Annotated in this window: 10 protein-coding genes; 7 read left to right on the forward strand and 3 right to left on the reverse strand. The window is 59.9% G+C overall.

Annotated features, from left to right (window positions below):
* Positions 1-11 precede the first annotated feature (11 nt).
* Positions 12-1,394: a cysteine--tRNA ligase gene (gene cysS / locus ACEN8Z_RS12540; RefSeq protein WP_310060017.1), complete on the forward strand. Its 1,383-nt coding sequence runs from the start codon at positions 12-14 to the stop codon at positions 1,392-1,394.
* 207 nt (positions 1,395-1,601) lie between these two features.
* Here the strand turns inward: cysS and ACEN8Z_RS12545 are convergent, their stop codons facing one another.
* Entirely contained in the window at positions 1,602-3,434 is a 1,833-nt protein-coding gene (locus tag ACEN8Z_RS12545; protein ID WP_495597852.1) for a sigma-54-dependent Fis family transcriptional regulator, read from the reverse strand.
* Between the two features lie 373 nt (positions 3,435-3,807).
* On the opposite strand from ACEN8Z_RS12545, the gene ACEN8Z_RS12550 reads away from it, so the two are divergent.
* Genes ACEN8Z_RS12550 through ACEN8Z_RS12575 form a run of 6 tightly spaced genes read left to right on the forward strand, consistent with a single transcriptional unit; the run spans position 3,808 to position 9,744 of the window.
* On the forward strand, positions 3,808-4,902 hold the full coding sequence (locus ACEN8Z_RS12550) for an ABC transporter ATP-binding protein (protein ID WP_495597853.1): 1,095 nt from the start codon (positions 3,808-3,810) through the stop codon (positions 4,900-4,902).
* Entirely contained in the window at positions 4,902-5,999 is a 1,098-nt protein-coding gene (locus ACEN8Z_RS12555) for an ABC transporter ATP-binding protein (RefSeq protein WP_495597854.1), read from the forward strand. Before ACEN8Z_RS12550 ends, ACEN8Z_RS12555 begins: the two co-directional genes overlap by 1 nt.
* On the forward strand, positions 5,996-6,862 hold the full coding sequence (locus ACEN8Z_RS12560) for a carbohydrate ABC transporter permease (RefSeq protein ID WP_007981247.1): 867 nt from the start codon (positions 5,996-5,998) through the stop codon (positions 6,860-6,862). Before ACEN8Z_RS12555 ends, ACEN8Z_RS12560 begins: the two co-directional genes overlap by 4 nt.
* An 8-nt stretch (positions 6,863-6,870) precedes the next feature.
* Positions 6,871-7,671, forward strand: coding sequence for a carbohydrate ABC transporter permease (locus tag ACEN8Z_RS12565; protein WP_007981249.1), 801 nt, complete (start codon positions 6,871-6,873; stop codon positions 7,669-7,671).
* Positions 7,672-7,681: 10 nt separating this feature from the next.
* Positions 7,682-7,954 (forward strand): DUF2160 domain-containing protein, encoded by a 273-nt coding sequence (locus tag ACEN8Z_RS12570; protein WP_007981251.1) that lies wholly within the window; start codon positions 7,682-7,684, stop codon positions 7,952-7,954.
* Positions 7,955-8,001: 47 nt separating this feature from the next.
* Positions 8,002-9,744, forward strand: coding sequence for an ABC transporter substrate-binding protein (locus tag ACEN8Z_RS12575; RefSeq protein ID WP_007981252.1), 1,743 nt, complete (start codon positions 8,002-8,004; stop codon positions 9,742-9,744).
* A gap of 379 nt (positions 9,745-10,123) precedes the next feature.
* On the opposite strand, the gene nuoN is transcribed toward ACEN8Z_RS12575, so the two are convergent.
* Complete coding sequence (nuoN, locus tag ACEN8Z_RS12580; RefSeq protein ID WP_204932922.1) at positions 10,124-11,587, reverse strand: NADH-quinone oxidoreductase subunit NuoN; 1,464 nt, start codon at positions 11,585-11,587, stop codon at positions 10,124-10,126.
* 7 nt (positions 11,588-11,594) lie between these two features.
* A complete protein-coding gene (gene nuoM, locus ACEN8Z_RS12585) occupies positions 11,595-13,127 on the reverse strand; it encodes an NADH-quinone oxidoreductase subunit M (RefSeq protein ID WP_495597855.1) in 1,533 nt (510 codons plus the stop codon).
* Between the last annotated feature and the right edge of the window lie 33 nt (positions 13,128-13,160).

The raw sequence follows: 13,160 nt of genomic DNA on the forward strand, positions 1-13,160 counted from the left end.
AGGAAATTAAAGTGCTGACGATCTACAACACGCTCACCAAGAGCAAAGAAGTCTTCAAGCCGCTCGATGGCAACAATGTGCGCATGTACGTGTGCGGCATGACCGTGTACGACTACTGCCACATTGGCCACGGCCGCAGCATGGTCGCGTTCGACCTGGTGACCCGCTGGTTGCGCTTCAGTGGCTACAACCTGACTTATGTGCGCAACATCACCGACATTGAAGACAAGATCATCAATCGGGCCCGGGAGAACGGCGAGCCGTTCGACGCATTGACCGAGCGTATGATCACCGCCATGCATGAGGACGAGGCACGCCTCAATATCCTCAAGCCGGACATGGAGCCGCGTGCCACCGATCACATCCCGGGCATGCTGAGCATGATCCAGACCCTGATCGACAAGGGTTATGCCTACGCCCCGGGCAATGGCGACGTGTACTACCGCGTCGCCAAGTTCATGGGCTACGGCAAGCTGTCGCGCAAGAAGATCGAAGACTTGCGCATCGGCGCGCGCATCGAAGTCGACGAGTCCAAGCAGGACCCGCTGGACTTCGTGCTGTGGAAAGCCACCAAGCCGGGCGAGCCGAGCTGGGAATCGCCGTGGGGCGCCGGGCGTCCGGGCTGGCACATCGAATGCTCGGTGATGTCGACCTGCTGCCTGGGCGAAACCTTCGACATTCATGGCGGTGGCAGCGATCTTGAGTTCCCGCACCACGAAAACGAAATCGCCCAGAGCGAAGCGGCCACCGGCAAGACCTACGCCAACGCGTGGATGCATTGCGGCATGATCCGTATCAATGGCGAGAAGATGTCCAAGTCCTTGAACAACTTCTTCACCATTCGCGACGTGCTCGACAAGTACCACCCGGAAGTCGTGCGTTACCTGCTGGTGTCGAGCCACTACCGCAGCGCCATCAACTACTCGGAAGACAACCTCAAGGACGCCAAAGGCGCACTGGAGCGTTTCTACCACGCGTTGAAAGGCCTGCCGAACGTGGCGCCGGCGGGCGGCGAAGCCTTCGTCGAGCGTTTCACCCAGGTGATGAACGACGACTTCGGCACGCCGGAAGCCTGCGCGGTGCTGTTCGAGATGGTCCGCGAGATCAACCGCCTGCGCGAGAGCGATCTCGATGCAGCGGCCGGTCTGGCAGCCCGTTTGAAAGAACTGGCCAGCGTGCTGGGTGTGTTGCAGCTCGAAGCCGATGACTTCCTGCAGGCCGGTGCCGAAGGGCGCGTGGATGCAGCTGAAGTCGAGGCGCTGATTGCAGCTCGCCTGGCGGCACGTGCCGGCAAGGACTGGGCCGAATCCGACCGCATCCGCGACCAGCTCACCGCCATGGGCGTGGTGCTGGAAGACGGCAAGGGCGGCACGACCTGGCGTCTGGCTGACTGACAGCGGCTGTATTGGCTAAAAAACAAAACCCGCCTTGTGCGGGTTTTTGTTTTTCGGGGTTGGCTGTTCGTTCTTTGGCGACAGGACTGACGCCTTCGCGGGCAAGCCCGCTCCCACAGTTGATCTTTGGTGTGTTTGAGTTTGAGTACGACGCAAATTCAATGTGGGAGCGGGCTTGCTCGCGAAGAGGCCCATTCGGCCAACTTGTCATTCAGCCTGACGCAACCGCTTGTACAGGGTATTGCGACTAACCCCCAACCGCCGCGCCAGGTACGAAATATTCCCCCCGACCGCCTGCAACTGTCGGTTCAAGTCCTCGACATCGTTGAGGTCAACGGCCAATGGTTCCGGCGTCTCCACCGGTTCCATTTCCAGATCAACAAAAAAATCATCCGGCAAATGCTCGGGTCGCACCGGCTGTTCCTCGGCCATGGCCAGGGCCACCTGAATCACGCTGCTGACCTGGCGCAAGTTGCCCGGCCACGGGTGGCGGCCGAACAACGCCATCACTTCCTGGCTCAAACCGGCCCATTGCGATGGTTCGCGGTGCTGCTCCCACAGGCGTTTGAACAGTGCATCCTTATCGCTGCGTTCGCGCAGGGGCGGCAACTCCAGGGTCAGGCCGCCGATGCGGTAATACAGGTCTTCACGGAACCGCCCCAGTTGTACTTGTTCCCGTAGCGAGCGATTGGTCGCTGAAATGATGCGCAGGTCCACAGGGAACAACTCGCTGCTGCCCACTGGCTGAACGCAACGCTCCTGCAACACCCGCAACAGTCGAGCCTGTGTTGGCAGTGGCATGTCGCCAATTTCATCGAGGAACAGCGTGCCTTTGTCCGCCTTGCGGATCAGCCCGATGCTGCCTTTCTGGTTGGCGCCGGTGAACGCGCCTTTCTCATAACCGAACAACTCAGACTCCACCAGTTCGGCAGGAATCGCTGCACAGTTGACGGCGATGAACGCTTGTTTGCTGCGCGAACTGGCCTGATGCAGGGCTTTGACGAACACTTCCTTGCCGACCCCGGTTTCACCGTGGATCAGCAGTGGAATGTCTTTTTCCAGCAATCGCTCGGCCTGGCGCACGGCTTTTTCCACGCGACTGTCGCCGAAATGCAGGGAGTTGAGGCTGATGGCCGCGGGTGTAGCTACAACCGGCTCGGTGAACACTCGGGGTTGAATGGATGCCTGTTTCGGCCGCTTCAACAGGCACTGGAAGCGGTTGCGCCCGGAGGTTTGCAGGGCAAAGGGCAGGCCTTCGGGCTGATTGAGCAATTCCAGCAGCGAGACCTTGAACAGGCTCTCGACACTGACCCGCGACAGGCTGATGCCCAGTAGATTGTCGGCCCGCCGATTGGCCGACAGCACCTGACCGGTTTCATCGAATATCAGCAGACCGGCCCATTGGCTGTCGAGGTTGTTCAGCCCGGTGTTGAACGTGAGTTGGAAATGCTGACCATGGAACAGATTGAGGATCAGCCGGTTTTCCACGGTCTGGCTCATCATCTTGACCATGCCCAGGGTGTGGGATGGCGGGAGGTAACTGTCACTTGAAACGTCCAGCACCGCGATCACCTTGCGCTCGGCATCGAAAATCGGCGCGGCGGAACCGGTCATGAAGCGGTTGGCCTTGAGGAAATGCTCGTCGTGCTCGATGTGCACCGCTTGCTCGCAAGCCAGGGCGGTGCCGATGGCGTTGGTGCCGGTGCAACGTTCCATCCAGCTGGCGCCGGCGCTGAAACCCCGGGCCAGTTTGGGTTCGATAAAGCGCTGAGTGCCCCATGACGTGAGCACCTGGCCCTGATGGTCGGCGAGCATGATCAGGCAATTGGAATTGCTCAGGATGTTCTCGTAGTAGGGCAGCACCTCCTGATGGGTGGTTTGCACCAGTGAATGCTGGCTCTCCAGCAATTGCGCGATGCCCGCGGCCGGCAATTGGTCGAATGCCGGCGTGCTCTGATGACTGAGGCCGAACGCGCGGCAACGGGACCAGGAGTCCTGGATGATGGCGTCGTGGGACAGCGGCAATGCGGGTGCGGCCATGGCAGTCGATCTCTGAACAGGCTTTTATTGTTGTTATGGGGTAGTGCCGATCCCGGTAGGAGCGAGCTTGCTCGCGATGCACGTGAGAGCGCCGCGTTTATTCAGGCTGCCCTCGTCAACGTTAACGTCCATCGCGAGCAAGCTCGCTCCTACAAGGGCCGTGAACAGTCCGTAGAGTGTTGTTCACTATTGTTCACTGTCAATGGGTGAACTGTTCAATTGTTCATTTCAGATTGTTCATTTGTGTTCAGCAACGAACGTCGACGGGCTGTGGTTTTCACTCATTTCTAGCTGAATCAATGGCTTGGAATTTTTGGCACGGATGTCGCTTTATCGCTCCAGTCGCTTGACTCCAATAATAAAAGGCCGAGCCATGTCACTCACCCTGGAGCACGTCAGCCGCACCGTCGAGGGCCAGATCTGGATCGACGATGCCAGCCTGAGTTTTGAACCCGGTTCCTTCAACGTTTTGCTGGGTCGCACCTTGTCCGGCAAAACCAGCCTGATGCGCCTCATGGCCGGTCTGGACAAGCCCGACAGCGGCCGCATCCTGATGAACGGCGTCGACGTTACCCAACGGCCGGTGCGCTTGCGCAATGTGTCGATGGTTTATCAGCAGTTCATCAATTACCCGACCATGACGGTGTTCGACAACATCGCCTCGCCGCTGCGCCAGGCCGGTGTATCCAATGATCTGATCCAGAGCAAGGTGCTGGAAACCGCGAAGATGCTGCGCATCGAAAAGTTTCTCAAGCGCTATCCGCTGGAGCTCTCCGGCGGTCAGCAACAACGCACGGCCATGGCCCGGGCGCTGGTCAAGGATGCCGAGTTGATCCTGTTCGACGAACCGCTGGTCAACCTCGACTACAAGTTGCGTGAAGAGCTGCGCCAGGAAATGCGCGAGTTGTTCAAGGCGCACCACACCATTGCCATCTACGCCACCACCGAACCCAACGAAGCCCTGGCTCTGGGCGGCACCACGACCATTGTTCATGAAGGCCGGGTGATCCAGAGCGGCCGGTCTTCTTCGGTCTATCACCAGCCGCAAACCGTGCTGGCGGCCGAGCTGTTCTCCGAGCCGCCGATCAACCTGATGCCGGGTCGCATTGCCGGCAACGAAGTGAGTTTCGCCAACTTCGTGCACTTCCCGCTGAACGTCGATTTGCGCCCTGTGGGCGAGGGCGAGTTCCGCTTCGGCGTACGGCCCAGCCATATCTCGCTGGTGCCGAGCAACGATGATGATCTCGAACTGGCGGTGACTGTCGAAGTCGCGGAAATCAGCGGCTCGGAAACCTTTCTTCACGTGCGCAACGAGCATTTCCTGCTGGTGCTGCACTTGCCGGGTGTTCACGAGTACGACGTCGACGCGCCGATCCGTATCTACATCCCGACCCATAAACTGTTTGTGTTCGATACGCAGGGGCGGCTGGTCCAGGCGCCGGGCCGGCGTATCGCGAGGGTTGCCTGATGGCCGAAATCCGTTTGCAGAATCTCGCCCACAGCTACACCAGGACCCCGGCAGGCCCAGAGGACTACGCGATCCGCGAGATGGACCACATCTGGGAGCAAGGCGGCGCCTACGCGTTGCTCGGTCCATCGGGCTGTGGCAAATCAACCTTGCTCAACATCATTTCCGGGCTGCTCAGCCCGTCCCAGGGGCATGTACTGTTCGACGGCAAAGCGGTCAATGACCTGACCCCGGAGAAGCGCAACATCGCTCAGGTTTTCCAGTTTCCGGTGGTCTACGACACCATGACGGTGTTCGACAACCTGGCCTTTCCGCTACGCAATCAAGGCCTGACCGAGGCAAAGGTGCATAGCAAGGTGCAGGAAATCGCCGAAGTCCTCGATCTGCAGCCGCTGCTGTACAAGAAGGCGCGAAACCTAACCGCCGATGAAAAACAGAAAGTTTCCATGGGCCGTGGGCTGGTGCGCGATGACGTGTCGGCGATCCTGTTCGACGAGCCGCTGACGGTGATCGATCCGCATTTGAAGTGGAAGCTGCGGCGCAAGCTCAAGCAGATTCACGAACAGTTCAACATCACCATGGTCTACGTCACCCACGATCAGCTCGAGGCTTCGACCTTCGCCGACAAGATCGCGGTGATGTACGGCGGGCAGATCGTGCAGTTCGGCACACCCAGGGAGTTGTTCGAGCGGCCGAGCCACACCTTTGTTGGCTACTTCATTGGCAGTCCGGGGATGAACCTGATCGAGGTGCAGCCTCAGGACGGCGGTGTGGGTTTTGCCGGGACTCACTTGCCGTTGTCCGACGCGATGCAGAAACGCATCGCCGACAGCGAATGGAAAAGCCTGAAGGTCGGCATCCGTCCGGAGTTCGTCCATGTGTGGGAGGAGGCCTTTGATGACGCGTTGCAGGCAAAGGTCGTACACGTCGAGGACCTGGGCACCTACAAAATCATGACCCTGAACCTCGACGGCGTGCTGCTGAAAGTACGCCTGGCCGAGGACAAACCGGTGCCCGACGGCACGGCGTACATCAGTTTCCCGGGGCAGTGGCTGATGGTCTACGCCGATGATTACTTGCTGGAGGTGCTGCCATGAACAAGGTGCAGAACAACAAGGCCTGGTGGCTGGTGCTACCGGTGTTCCTGCTGGTGGCGTTCAGTGCGGTGATCCCGATGATGACCGTGGTCAACTATTCGGTGCAGGACATTTTCGACCAGTCCAGCCGCTATTTCGTCGGCGCCGACTGGTACAAGCAGGTGCTGCTCGACCCTCGCTTGCATGACTCGTTGCTGCGCCAGTTCATCTATTCCGCCTGTGTGCTGCTGATCGAAATCCCTCTGGGCATCGCCATCGCCCTGACCATGCCGACCAAGGGCCGCTGGTCTTCGGTGGTGTTGATCGTACTGGCGATCCCGCTACTGATCCCGTGGAACGTGGTCGGCACCATCTGGCAGATCTTCGGCCGCGCCGACATCGGCTTGCTCGGTTCGAGCCTCAACGCCATGGGCATCAGCTACAACTACGCGGCGAACACCATGGACGCCTGGGTCACCGTGCTGGTGATGGACGTCTGGCACTGGACGTCGCTGGTGGCGCTGTTGTGCTTCTCCGGGTTGCGGGCGATTCCGGATGTGTATTACCAGGCGGCGCGGATCGACCGTGCCTCGGCCTGGGCGGTGTTCCGGCATATCCAGTTGCCCAAGCTCAAGAGTGTGCTGCTGATCGCTGTGATGTTGCGGTTCATGGACAGTTTCATGATCTACACCGAACCGTTCGTACTCACCGGCGGTGGTCCGGGCAATGCCACGACCTTCCTCAGCCAGACCCTGACCCAGATGGCGGTAGGGCAATTCGACCTGGGGCCGGCAGCGGCATTTTCGCTGGTGTACTTCCTGATCATCCTGTTGGTGTCCTGGCTGTTCTACACCGCCATGACTCACTCCGACGCCAACCGCTGAGGCCCGTCATGAGCAAGAGAAAGCTGGTTCCACTGCTGCTCTACATCCTGTTCCTGCTGGTGCCGATCTACTGGCTGCTGAACATGTCCTTCAAGAGCAACAACGAAATCCTCGGTGGCCTGACGCTGTTTCCCCAGGATTTCACCTTCCACAACTACAAGGTGATCTTCACCGACCCGAGCTGGTACACCGGCTACCTCAACTCGCTGTACTACGTGAGCCTGAACACGGTGATTTCCCTGAGCGTGGCGCTGCCGGCGGCCTATGCGTTTTCGCGTTATCGCTTCCTCGGCGACAAGCACCTGTTCTTCTGGCTGCTGACCAACCGCATGGCGCCACCGGCGGTGTTCCTGTTGCCGTTCTTCCAGCTGTATTCCTCGATCGGGTTGTTCGACACCCACATCGCCGTGGCCCTGGCTCACTGCCTGTTCAACGTGCCGCTGGCGGTGTGGATTCTCGAAGGCTTCATGTCCGGCGTGCCCAAGGAAATCGACGAAACCGCCTACATCGATGGCTACAGTTTTCCCAAGTTCTTCGTGAAGATTTTCATCCCGCTGATCGGCTCCGGCATCGGCGTCACGGCGTTCTTCTGCTTCATGTTTTCCTGGGTCGAACTGCTGCTGGCGCGAACCCTCACCTCGGTGAACGCCAAGCCGATCGCCGCGGTAATGACCCGCACCGTCTCGGCATCCGGTATCGACTGGGGGGTACTGGCGGCGGCCGGGGTGTTGACCATCCTGCCGGGCATGCTGGTGATCTGGTTTGTTCGCAACCACGTGGCCAAGGGCTTTGCCCTGGGCCGGGTATGAGGAGCTGATGATGGAATGGATGAGTTGGACGGTCCCCACGGCGGCGTTCTTTGGCGTTATTGCCTTGATCCTGCTGGGCATGACCACCTGGGAATTGCGTTCGCCGAGCGTGCTTCGGCGAGGTGTTCTACCAATTGCCACCACCCGTGGCGATCGGTTGTTTATCGGTCTTCTCGGCAGCGCCTACCTGCATTTGCTGGTAATCGGCGTCACCGACTGGAGCATCTGGGTGGCCTTCGCGTTGTCCCTGGTGTGGCTGTTGGCTGTGATGCGTTGGGGCTAGTCGAATCGCTCGGCAATGTTGCTCCGAAACTCAATAAGGAGGTCTCTATGTTCGACAAAAACAATAAGCTGCGACATAGCATTTCATTGGCAGCCATGCTGGCACTCAGCGGTTTGAGCGCTTCGGCCTGGGCCGATGCCTATGAAGACGCCGCGAAGAAATGGATTGGCAGCGAGTTCAAGCCGTCCACCCTGACGGCCGATCAGCAGTTGGCGGAGCTGAAGTGGTTTATCAAGGCCGCCGAGCCGTTTCGCGGGATGGACATCAAAGTCGTCTCGGAAACCATCGCCACCCACGAGTACGAGTCCAAGGTACTGGCCAAGGCCTTTACCGAGATCACCGGGATCAAAGTCACCCACGACCTGCTGCAAGAAGGCGACGTCGTGGAAAAGCTGCAGACTGTGATGCAATCGGACAAGAGCATCTATGACGGCTGGGTCAACGACTCGGACCTGATCGGTACACATTTCCGCTACGGCAAGACGGAGTCGATCACCGACCTGATGGCCAATGAAGGCAAGGACTTCACTTCGCCGACTCTGGACATCAAGGACTTCATCGGCATCTCGTTCACCACTGCACCGGACGGCAAGATCTATCAATTGCCTGATCAGCAGTTCGCCAACCTGTACTGGTTCCGCGCCGACTGGTTCGAGCGCGCGGACCTCAAGGCCAAGTTCAAGGAAAAGTACGGCTACGAGTTGGGCGTACCGGTGAACTGGTCGGCCTATGAAGACATCGCCAAATTCTTCAGCGAAGACGTCAAGGAAATCGACGGCAAACGCGTCTACGGGCACATGGACTATGGCAAGAAAGACCCGTCCCTGGGCTGGCGCTTCACCGATGCCTGGTTCTCCATGGCCGGTGGCGGCGACAAAGGCATTCCCAACGGCTTGCCGGTGGATGAATGGGGCATTCGTGTCGAGGATTGCCATCCGGTCGGTTCCAGTGTGACGCGTGGCGGCGACACTAACGGCCCGGCGGCGGTGTTTGCCACCACTAAATACGTTGACTGGCTGAAGAAGTACGCGCCACCGGAAGCGGCAGGCATGACGTTCTCCGAATCCGGCCCGGTGCCGTCCCAGGGCAGCATCGCCCAGCAGATCTTCTGGTATACCGCCTTCACCGCCGACATGACCAAGCCAGGTCTGGCAGTGATGAATGCCGACGGCACGCCGAAATGGCGGATGGCGCCGTCGCCGAAAGGTCCGTATTGGGAGGAGGGCATGAAACTCGGTTATCAGGATGCCGGTTCCTGGACCTTCATGAAGTCCACGCCTGAAAAGCAAAAACTGGCGGCCTGGCTCTATGCGCAGTTCGTGACCTCGAAAACCGTGTCGCTGAAGAAAACCATCGTCGGCCTGACGCCCATCCGCGAGTCGGACATCAACTCGCAAGCGATGACCGACCTGGCGCCGAAGCTCGGTGGCCTGGTGGAGTTTTACCGCAGCCCGGCCCGCGTGCAATGGACCCCGACCGGGACCAACGTGCCGGACTATCCTCGCCTCGCGCAGTTGTGGTGGAGCCACATCGCCGAAGCCGCCAGCGGCGACAAAACCCCGCAACAGGCACTGGACGGTCTGGCCAAGGATCAGGACGCGATCATGTCCCGTCTGGAGCGTTCGAAGGCACAAGCCACCTGCGCACCGAAAATGAATCCCGAGCGCGATGCCCAGTACTGGTTCGACCAGCCGGGCGCGCCGAAACCTAAACTGGAAAACGAGAAGCCGAAAGGCGAAACCGTGAGCTACAACCAGTTGCTGAAATCGTGGGCGGATGCGCGTAAATAACAGCTAAACCGTAAACGCTAACGGCACCGAAAGGTGCCGTTTTTGTTTGAGTCTGTCCCTACGCCTTCGCGGGCAAGCCCGCTCCCACAGGTTTTGTGTCGTACACAAAATCCGAGGGCATCCTCGGTCACTGTGGGAGCGAGCTTGCTCGCGATGAGGGCGTACCAGACACAAAGCATCTCTAGCCGAACAAGCATCTCAATGAGTCATTAATTTCCAGCGGTGGGCAGGTCAGGTCCAATCAGCTAGATCTTTGCACTTGGCAACCCTCTGGAGCAGAAGCCTCAGCCATTAGTGCATTCGAAAAGCTCAAGCATCAAACGCAAAAACGGCACCCGAAGGTGCCGTTTCCGTTTACTGCCGAGTATCGCTCAAGCGATCAACCCGCCAGACCCGACTGTTGAACCAGGTTCAGCAGCGGTTGTGGGTACAGGCCGAGGAAGAAGGCCAGTACCGCGATCGCCAGCAGCATCACGCCGCCTGCACGTTGTTCCCAGTGCAGTTGAGCGTCGACGCGGCGCAGGTTCGGTTCGATCAGGTACAGGGTGACCATCACTCGCAGGTAGTAGAAGACGCCGATGGCGCTGCCCAGTACCAGCGAACCGACCAGCCACCACTGGTGCGACTCGACACCGGTGGCGATGATGTAGAACTTGCCGATGAAGCCCGCGGTCAGCGGGATACCGGCCAGGGACAGCATCATCACGGTGAGGACGGCGGTCAGGTACGGACGGCGCCAGAACAGGCCGCGGTATTCGTACAGGGCGTCTGCGTCACGGCCTTTGTACGGCGAGGACATCAGGGTGATCACGCCGAATGCGCCGAGGCTGGTGATTACGTAGGTGACCAGGTACACGCCGATGGCTTCCACGGCCAGACCCTTGCTCGCCACCAGGGCGATCAGCAGGTAGCCGAAGTGGGCGATGGACGAGTAACCCAGCAGACGCTTGAGGTTGCTCTGGGTCAGCGCCAGCAGGTTACCGAACAGGATCGACGCGATGGCGATAATGGTCAGTACGTTGCTCAGTACGCCGCTGCTCGCCGCTGGCGAGATCTGGAACAGACGCACCATCACCGCGAACACGGCAACCTTGGAAGCGGTGGCCAGGAACGCTGCCACCGGCGCCGGAGCACCTTCGTACACGTCCGGGGTCCAGAGGTGGAACGGTACCAGCGACAGCTTGAACGCCAGGCCGATCAGCATCATGCCCAGGCCCAGTTGCGCCAGCGAGCTTGGCAGGCCGGTGGCCGCCAGGGCCTGGCCGATGCCGTTGAAGCTCAGGGAACCGGCGTCAGCGTAGAGCAGGGCCATGCCGAACAACAGGAACGCGGAGCCGGCGGCCGACAGCACCATGTACTTGATGCCGGCTTCCAGCGAGCGCTTGTTGAAGAAGGCATAAGCCACCAGACCGTAGACCGGCACCGACAGCAGTTCCAGACCGACGAACAACCCGGCCAGGTGCTGCGCGCTGACCAGCACCAGGCCACCGGCAGCGGCCATCAGGATCAGCAGGTACAGTTCTTCACGGTTGCCCGGGTAACCCGTGCCGCCATCGCCGAGGTAGGCGTGGGCGAGGGTGACACAAGCGAGGGTGGCGACCAGGATCAGCGCCATGTACAGGCAAGCGAAGCTATCGATTTGCAGCAGTGGGGTCACAGCCAATGGCGCGACCTTCAAGGCTGGCAGGATCGACAGCAAAGCCAGGTTCAGACCCGCCACCGACAGCAGGAAGGTCTGGGAGTGGTTGCGGCGCCAGGCGATCGCCAGCATCACCACGATGATCGTGGCGCTGGTGATCAACAACGGCGCAAGCGCGATAAAGTGTTGAGTCGTGAATTCCATAGCGCTCTTACCGGGCCGAAGCGAGTTGAGTGAAGGCGGTGCCGAGCCATTGCTGCACGCCATGCATCGTAGCGGCAGAGGTATCGAGGAACGGTTGCGGGTAGACGCCGATGTAAATCAGCAGCGCTGCCAGACCGACCACCATGATCATTTCGCGACCGTCCATGCCATGCAGCACCGCGTCCGATTTCGACGGGCCGAAGTAGGCACGGTGGATCATGATCAGCGAGTAGACCGAACCGAACACCAGGCCGGACGTCGCGATGATGGTGACCCATGGGGCGATCGGGAAGGTGCCGATCAGGATCAGGAACTCACCGACGAAGTTACCGGTAACCGGCAAGCCCAGGGACGCGGCTGCGAAGAACAGGCTGAGGGCCGGCAGGTAAGCGATCTTCGACCACAGGCCACCCATCTCGCGCATGTCGCGGGTGTGGGTGCGCTCGTACAGCTGGCCACTCAGGATAAAGAGTGCCGCCGCCGACAGGCCGTGCGCCAGCATCTGCATCACCGCGCCCTGCAGCGCCAGTTGGCTGCCGGAGTAGATGCCGATCAGTACGAAGCCCATGTGGGAAACGGACGAGAAGGCGATCAGACGCTTGATGTCGGTTTGCGCGAACGCCAGGAACGCACCGTAGAAAATCCCGATCAGACCCAGGGTCATGGCGAACGGCGCGAACTCGGCCGAGGCATTCGGGAACAGCGGCAGGGCGAAACGCAGCAAGCCGTAGGCCGCGGTCTTCAGCAAGATACCAGCGAGGTCGACGGAACCTGCGGTCGGCGCCTGTGCGTGAGCGTCAGGCAACCAGGAGTGGAACGGTACCACGGGCAGCTTGACCGCGAAGGCGATGAAGAAGCCGAGCATCAGGATGTACTCGGTGGTCGTCGACATTTTGGTCTTCAACAGGTCGGCGTAGTTGAAGGTAATCACGCCGGTGTCGTTGAAGTTGACCAGTACCAGACCCAGGATCGCCACCAGCATGATCAGGCCGGAAGCCTGAGTGAAGATGAAGAACTTGGTCGCCGCGTAGATCCGGGTTTTCTTGCCGTCCGAAGAACTGTGACCCCAGAGCGCGATGAGGAAGTACATCGGCACCAGCATCATTTCCCAGAAGAAGAAGAACATGAACAGGTCGAGGGCGAGGAACACGCCGACGACACCGCCCAGGATCCACATCAGGTTCAGGTGGAAGAAGCCAACATGACGCTGGATCTCTTTCCACGAGCAGAGTACCGAGAGGACACCCAGCAGACCGGTCAGCATGATCATCAACAGCGACAGGCCGTCGAGGGCCAGGTGCACGTTGATGCCGAAGCGCTGGATCCAGACGTGCTTGAACTCAAGCGCCCAGGTCGGATCGGCGCCAGGCTTTGGTGCAAATGAATAGTCACCGTTGGCCCACAGCCAGAGGCCGAGGGAGAGCAGCAGGGACATGGTGATCAGCGCAATCCAGCGGGGGAGGGTGGCGCCGAAGCGCTCACCCATCCAGCACAGCAGGCCGCCGATGAAGGGGATCAGGATTAGCCAAGGCAGAATCATGACGGGCTCAATTCCTTTCGCAAGTTCGCAAGG

It is taken from the genome of Pseudomonas sp. Pseusp10 (assembly GCF_059492225.1).